Source organism: SAR202 cluster bacterium (genome assembly GCA_009392515.1).
GTDB lineage: Bacteria > Chloroflexota > Dehalococcoidia > Lucifugimonadales > UBA6952 > UBA6952.
The window spans coordinates 1-6477 of record VFGE01000008.1 but is presented as its reverse complement, the minus strand read 5'-3'; the positions used below and the strand labels follow the sequence as shown (position 1 = coordinate 6477).

At 31.8% G+C, this 6477-nt stretch carries 8 protein-coding genes and 1 tRNA gene; 2 read left to right on the top strand and 7 right to left on the bottom strand.

Annotated features, from left to right (window positions below):
• Positions 1–77: 77 nt before the first annotated feature.
• Positions 78–890 carry an SDR family oxidoreductase gene (locus FI695_00185; GenBank protein ID MQG50380.1) on the top strand — a complete coding sequence of 271 codons (813 nt, stop codon included), beginning with the start codon at positions 78–80 and terminating at the stop codon, positions 888–890.
• A 4-nt stretch (positions 891–894) separates the two neighbouring features.
• Here FI695_00185 and FI695_00180 read toward each other — a convergent pair whose 3' ends face one another.
• Genes FI695_00180 through FI695_00165 form a run of 4 tightly spaced genes read right to left on the bottom strand, consistent with a single transcriptional unit; the run spans position 895 to position 4334 of the window.
• A complete protein-coding gene (locus FI695_00180) occupies positions 895–2337 on the bottom strand; it encodes a hypothetical protein (GenBank protein MQG50379.1) in 1443 nt (480 codons plus the stop codon).
• An 8-nt stretch (positions 2338–2345) separates the two neighbouring features.
• Entirely contained in the window at positions 2346–3122 is a 777-nt protein-coding gene (locus tag FI695_00175; protein MQG50378.1) for a hypothetical protein, read from the bottom strand.
• Between the two features lies 1 nt (position 3123).
• Entirely contained in the window at positions 3124–3675 is a 552-nt protein-coding gene (locus tag FI695_00170) for a hypothetical protein (protein ID MQG50377.1), read from the bottom strand.
• Positions 3675–4334: a hypothetical protein gene (locus FI695_00165; protein ID MQG50376.1), complete on the bottom strand. Its 660-nt coding sequence runs from the start codon at positions 4332–4334 to the stop codon at positions 3675–3677. Before FI695_00165 ends, FI695_00170 begins: the two co-directional genes overlap by 1 nt.
• A 79-nt stretch (positions 4335–4413) precedes the next feature.
• Between FI695_00165 and FI695_00160 the strand changes: the two genes are divergently transcribed.
• Positions 4414–4800: a hypothetical protein gene (locus tag FI695_00160; protein MQG50375.1), complete on the top strand. Its 387-nt coding sequence runs from the start codon at positions 4414–4416 to the stop codon at positions 4798–4800.
• Positions 4801–4803: 3 nt separating this feature from the next.
• On the opposite strand, the gene FI695_00155 is transcribed toward FI695_00160, so the two are convergent.
• The 3 genes from FI695_00155 to FI695_00145 form a co-directional block, all read right to left on the bottom strand.
• A complete protein-coding gene (locus FI695_00155; protein MQG50374.1) occupies positions 4804–5625 on the bottom strand; it encodes an alpha/beta hydrolase in 822 nt (273 codons plus the stop codon).
• A 33-nt stretch (positions 5626–5658) separates the two neighbouring features.
• On the bottom strand, positions 5659–6300 hold the full coding sequence (locus tag FI695_00150; protein MQG50373.1) for a hypothetical protein: 642 nt from the start codon (positions 6298–6300) through the stop codon (positions 5659–5661).
• A gap of 100 nt (positions 6301–6400) precedes the next feature.
• Positions 6401–6476: transfer RNA gene (locus FI695_00145), tRNA-Ala, on the bottom strand.
• Position 6477 lies beyond the last annotated feature (1 nt).

Here is a 6477-nt window from a genome sequence, read left to right as displayed (position 1 = left end):
TATAATAATAGTGAACTTTGGGATATGATTTGGATGACCTACATTATAAAATTAGGTGTCGCCGTACTTGATACCCCATTAATTTATTTAATAGTGTGGAAATTAAAAGAAATCGAAAAGGAAAATCTAAGGAGAAACGATTGAAAACAGGACTCGAAGGTAAAACAGTAATGATATCTGGCGCTAGCAGAAATATTGGAAAACAAACAGCAATATTAATGGCAGAGGAAGGAGCAAACTTAGTTTTGTGTACACAAAAAAGTATTGAACCTCTGCAAGAAACTGCACATGAATTGGAAGAATTAGGAGCAAATGTAATTGCAGAACTTTGTGATGTAACCAATCAAGATCAGGTTAATAAATTTGTTACTAAAGCTGCTGATAAATTCGGATCTGTTGATGTTTTGATTAACAATGCTGTCTTTCGTTCTCAACATGCAGTATTAGAAACGATTGATGAAGAATGGGATAGAAATATTGAAGTCAATCTTACGGGGCCTTTTAAAACAACTAGGGCTGTACTACCACATATGATCAAAAATAATTGGGGACGTATAATTAATTATTCGGGTATTGCCCCATATTTAGGTGCTGGAGCAGCAAAAGCGATGGTAAAACTCGGTATAGTTGGATATACAAGAGGGCTAGCAAGAGAAGTTGGGAAAAATAATATTACTGCAAATTGCATTGGTCCAGGTTCGATAGATGTAGAAAGAGATGCAGGTTTAGGAGACGTAGGTACAAGAATACATGAAACTCTTGGTATACCTGCTGGCAGACAAGGAACGCCTGAAGAGATTGCCTCATTAGCCGTTTATCTTTCAAGTGAACTTGCAGGATATATCACTGGTCAGTGTTACCTTGCAAACGGTGGAGCATATTTTCAATAAATCTTTACCCTGTTTCAACAATTGGTTGCGCTATCATCCACAAACTAAGCATTGTATATAAGATCATTAAGACCATCATTGGATATTGACTAAGTAATACTGTTCTATATTCTTTAAATTTTTGTGTTGCTGCCACGTGAGATAAGTAGGCAGCTGAAATATGTCCTATTACTATAAATATTATTGATGCATACCAAGCAAACCTGGCATCAACAATTCCTATATTTATTTTATAATCGGCTGTATTAAAAATATTCCACCCTAAACCTGCTGGATCCGAAATTAAAGAAATTAACATTTGGCCTTGAATTAATAAAAATGCCGAATAATGAGCTAAATGATATCCAATTGAAATTGGAACTAAAGATAATATAAATATTTTAGCTAATTCTATAATGTTAATTGTCCTACCTATAGCAATATGTATGACAAACATTACAGTCATATATACTAACAAAAAGAACAAAGGAAAGAATGCAAGCAATAAACTTTTTATTACTACAAAAGCATTGGCACCAAAACCTTCTACCAATGGATATACGTTAACTAATAATTTTCCCCATATCGGTGTTGATGAAAAACCATCGAATGCAATAACAGAAAGAATTGATAAATGAGTCATTACTAAAGACATTCTTACTTCACGGTTATCTTTTAATCCCATTCCAAAAAATCTAAATTCTATTGTTTTACGATCTTTTAAAAAAACAATAGGGCTAAATCGATTAAATAAATCAAATACTACATTGAATATCTCACCATACTTTAACCATATCTTCCTACCAAACGCTAACATACCTATTATTGTAATTATTGAATATACGATCAAAATACGAGACAAATAAGAAGGCAAGTAGGAATAAGGATAAACTAATTCAATCCAAGCTAAAATCCACATAAAAAGTGCTGCAGGCCACCAACCCCACGACTTAGGATAATCAAACCAAGGATTAACCTTAGATTTTGTAAGCAACATTATGAAATTTTCAAAAATTAAATAAATATTGTTCCAAGGATTTACTATATTATGAATATTAAAAATCAAGGCAGAAATGTAAGCTATGCCTACCCACCATATAATCCAAAAAAATGTTGGCATAATATTATTAGATGGTTGTTGATCTCCTACAAATCCAGAAATAATACAAATGATAAAAATTAATATAGATAGCAATCGCACAAATGATATAAGAAAGAATGATAAATTTGCGGGAATATTAGTACTAAAATTAAATTTAGTATACTCAAAACTACTATCAACCTTTTTTAGCATAAAAGAAATAAAAAAAATAGAAATTGTTACAGTTAAACCTCCACCTATAACATAAAGATAGAGAGGAATTGGTAAGTCATATCTTTCACCAAAACCATGGGCCAAAGCTGCGGTTGGACTTATTATCCATACCGAAAGTATAAATAATGCAAAACGAATATTTCTGTTAATCACTCAATCTCCTAAGGATACACTTCAAGTGATGCAATAATATTTTCACCACCATGTCCATGCCCGTGTCCATCGTGCCCTTTTTTCTCACCCATTATTTCTATTGCTACTTCATCACTAATATTATATTCACAGTGACTTGTAGATGATAAAGCAACGCGAACTTTATAATCACCAGGTTCTAAATCTTTTAAGGTCAATGTATCCATATGATACATCCCTTTTAATTCATTATTTAGATATAAATGCCAATGACCCTTCTTAGTAGTTTCAGTATTATGATCGCTATGTTCATTTTTATCATTTGAGCCAGATACCAAAGTAAAATTCTTTATATTTGGTTTGATTATTAAAGTACCATTAGTAGAATCTTTATCAACTTCGAGATTAATTGATGGAGATGCATTATCAGTTGTAGAAAACTGATTTTCACACTTTTCATGTTCTGCTCCATGAGCCCCATGGTCATGGCTATGATGAGAATGCTCATCACCAGCCTCATGTAACGCTATATCAAACTTACCTGTAGCATTTGCTTCAAAATTTAATATTTTATTATTCTGACCTTTTTGCAATTCAGCCTCAAGATCATATCCATGTAAATGCAAAACATATGAACTATCACTATTTACATTAAAAGTAATTGTGTCACCTTTATTTGCTTCCAAACTTTGTTTTTCTTCTAATTCACCATGGTGAATTTCCAAGTCATATGTAATATCTTTCACTTCTCCACTACCACATCCCATTACCATAACTAGGATAAGTGATAAGTAAAAATATCTCATGTTATCCTCTCTTTTTAATAGAACGAATCCAAATTATAGACATTGGTAATACCAAAAGTATTATAGTTAATATACCTGCAATTAAACCCCAATTAATGATCATACTTACAATTTCTACTTGAGTATTCACTGTTGTTTTACCTAAAGGACCATCAATATCGATTTTTAATTTCCATATTCCAACTTCATCTAATAAAATATCAGAATCATAAGAAATATTCATCTCTTGTATTACTAAGCTAGGTATCGGGTCTTCAATGTATCCTATAAATGGTTCCAAACTTTTTCCACTAGGTGATATTGCTGTGTAAATTACATTTAAATTTTCAAGGTTTTCATTTTTTGTGGTATCAAAAACATATATGCTGAAGTGGGCCGGACCTTGAGGTAATTTTTGGGCATAGCTTTTAACTTCAACTTTATAAGGACCTGATATATCGTCAACCAAAACTACACCTAAGCTACCATTTGCATAAACTATAGAAATAGAACCTAATATATAAAAAAAGATAACAGCTAATAGCAGTTCTTTTTTAATTCTTTTTGTAATCATTAACTCTCTTTATTAGTATTTTCTTCCGTTTGACTATACATTTTCATTTGTTCTTGGATAAATTCATCTAACCATCTTCTAAAATCATGTAATGCTGGTGGGCTTACATGAATCACTTCAATATCTTCTGGGAATTCAATGTTATGATTTTCACTCATAAGTAATAAACCTATTTCATTTGATTTGATTTTCGAATCAATTGATTCTTTTATTGCAGAAAATCTCTTTTCAGCAACTTCAGAATACCAACTTTCGATCTTTGATCTTACACCCTCTGAAGAAAATGGAATATTTGCTATACGTTGTAAATCAATCATCTCAGTCAGTGATACAAGATCCTCTGTTACGTGAATCTCAGCACCAGATTCCCATTGTTCTTGAACAAAGCTATAAGTTTTAGAATTCATATTTTTCAATTGTTCTAAACCTTCGTGCCCACCCACTGAAAGAGTTTCATGAAAAATGTGCTTAACGATACCAAGTGACTGTGTCAAACTATTGATTTGATTTTTAACTTGGTTCCAATATTTTGTTATAAGAATTTCAGCATCTTGATTAGGTTCAAATGGAGTAAAGATAATTGGAACCATAAATAATTTTCTTTTATTTTTATAATCTTCTGTATTTGCTTTATCTATTTTACCTAATTCTTGAGACATTATAATTTCCTATAAAAAATTCTAAAATATACTATATTATTATATACATAAAATATTAAATATAAACTGGAGTCATCAGATGGAAAGTACAAACTTGTGGGAATTCATAAACTCAAATGTACTCCTATTATACAGCGTACTTCTTACAGTAATCTTTATTATCACTATAAATCAGTATAATAAACTCAAATCAAAAATTAGCAATCTAGATAGCAATTTACGAAGTAATGCAGTAAAACAAGGATTAACACTAGAACAATGGATACCCATTTCAGAAAATTACCCTTGGGATCATAGAAATTTTAGATTTTTGGGAGATCCAATAGATGGAATTCAGTTTGAAGACAATAAAATACTCTTAGTAGAATTCAAATCTGGCAATAGTAGGATGTCTAATAAACAAAAAGCTATTCAACAATTAGTTGAAAATGGAAAAGTGGAATTTGTTGAAATTAAAACGAATTAAATTCTACCATGTATTATTTTCAACTTTAGATAAAAATTCATCAATCAACTGATTGAATAACGAAGGTTCTTCTAAATTTACTGTGTGCCCAGTTTTAGGTACAAAAACAAGACCAGCATTCTTCATTTTATTTTTTAGAAATATTCCAGGGTTTATACAGGGTTCATCTTCATCACCAACTATTATCAAAGAAGGTATATCAATTTTTGCTATTTCATTGTCCAATTCATATATAGTCTTTCGTTTACCTTGTACGTTTTTAAAAGTATTAGCAGAGCCAAGTGGAGAATGGTTAACAAGTGCATCTCTAAATATATTCCATCCCTTTGGGTCTTTAGATTTATATTGTAATCGTTGTGGCCCATTTGCATATGAATCTGCCCAAGAAGTAAAATCTTTTTCCATTAAAGATGCCTGATTGTTAACCGACTCTTTCCAATTATCTGAATTATCTGATCCGCTACCAGCTCCTGCAATAATAAGTGCTTTGGCAATTTGCGGGTATTTAATGCCAAAACTTACTGCTAAACCTCCACCCATTGAAAGGCCGGCAATATATGCTTCTTTTATATCTAAGTAGTTTAATAATCCGTGCAAGTCTTCTAAGGATTTTTCTTGTGAATAGTTATCATCACCTTCAGGCACTGATGATGGAGGATATCCTCGGTCATTATATGTAATTACCTTATATTTTCTAGAAAAATAATTTACCTGTGGCATCCAGCTCTGGGAATCACCAGCAAATTCATGTGAAAAAATAATTGGGAAACCTTCACCATATGTTTCGTAATATATATCTACTCCATTTATTGACGCTATACTCATCCTAAACTCCTCTTAAAATTCAACGATCAATTATTATTCTACTTCTATAACTCTATCAGGGTCAGGTATTATCACTACTTCTTCTTCCAAATTATCATTATTATAAAAAAGAACTTCAGTTTTATTAACCATAGTAGTGAAAATTCTAGGTTTTCTTGGATTCTTGCTAGAAAAAGATTTAGCGTGCTTCAGTGCAAAAAGCCTAGCTTTTTCTTCATTTAATGTCCAACTCAACCCACTAGGACTTCCACCACGATAAATTCTTATGAGTAAGTTATCATCTGGTAATTCTTTTTTAAATAATTCACTGGGCTTTCTTAAACCCAGCATTATTAGCCAGCTTTGAAAATCCTCCCTAATTGTCTCAACACTATTCCAAGTATTTACAATTAATTCCCATACGTCTTCATCCATTAAGCTCAGATTTCTAAGGTGGTTTTCTTCAATTAACGTGTCTTCTAAAGCTAAATATGCAAAACCATCTTTGTTTGGTGCTTTTAACCACATATGTAAATTATCAATAAATCTAGCATTACCTTTATCTAGCCAAATATCGAACTGATCGCTATGGCCTTGATTCATTTCAGCATCCAAAAAGAAAAACAAAACTTCAGGTCTCATTTGACTCGGAAGCGAAAAGAGGATTTTTTGTAAATCATTTTTCGAATACGCCATTATGGAATAATTTCAAGTGCCTTTTCTAAACCACCAGCTATAAATATATCAAACTCATCAATCAAATCATCAGAAGATATTTCTAGAATTAAGTTTATATTGGTGGAGCTGAGGAGGATCGAACTCCTGACCTCTTCAATGCCATTGAAGCGCTCTCCCAGCTGAGCTACAGCCCCA

Excerpts from the sequence above, each read along its gene's own strand:
- FI695_00150 (MQG50373.1), bottom strand. The coding sequence starts at position 6,300 with ATGGCGTATTCGAAAAATGATTTACAAAAAATCCTCTTTTCGCTTCCG.
- FI695_00160 (MQG50375.1), top strand. The coding sequence starts at position 4,414 with ATGGAAAGTACAAACTTGTGGGAATTCATAAACTCAAATGTACTCCTA.
- FI695_00170 (MQG50377.1), bottom strand. The coding sequence starts at position 3,675 with ATGATTACAAAAAGAATTAAAAAAGAACTGCTATTAGCTGTTATCTTT.
- FI695_00155 (MQG50374.1), bottom strand. The coding sequence starts at position 5,625 with ATGAGTATAGCGTCAATAAATGGAGTAGATATATATTACGAAACATAT.
- FI695_00165 (MQG50376.1), bottom strand. The coding sequence starts at position 4,334 with ATGTCTCAAGAATTAGGTAAAATAGATAAAGCAAATACAGAAGATTAT.
- FI695_00175 (MQG50378.1), bottom strand. The coding sequence starts at position 3,122 with ATGAGATATTTTTACTTATCACTTATCCTAGTTATGGTAATGGGATGT.